Genomic DNA, 273 nt, shown 5'->3' with positions numbered 1-273 from the left:
CACGTGGCGGCGCAGCTCTTCGTGGCCGACTGTAAATTCTTTCAAAAATGATTCATCAGCCAAATGTTCCTTGAATAAAACATGCATGATGCCAAGCGCAAGCGCGCTGTCTGTGCCGGGGCGAATCGGAATAAACCAGTCGGCCATCCGGCCGGTCTGATTTTTATGAACATCGATTACGACGATTTTTGCGCCGTTTTTCCGGGCTTTTTGAGCAATGGTGATTTGATGCATGTTGGTTGAGACCGCGTTGATTCCCCAAAAAATAAACAG

The 273-nt window shown here is 48.0% G+C and carries 1 protein-coding gene; it reads right to left on the bottom strand.

Annotated features, from left to right (window positions below; translation table 11 throughout):
- The coding region (locus tag CF394_RS03595) for a molybdopterin-dependent oxidoreductase (RefSeq protein ID WP_165767444.1) at positions 1-273 on the bottom strand (273 nt) is incomplete at both ends.

Source organism: Tetzosporium hominis (assembly GCF_002265435.1).
GTDB lineage: Bacteria > Bacillota > Bacilli > Bacillales_A > Planococcaceae > Chryseomicrobium > Chryseomicrobium hominis.
This window is presented reverse-complemented; position numbering and strand designations above follow the sequence as displayed.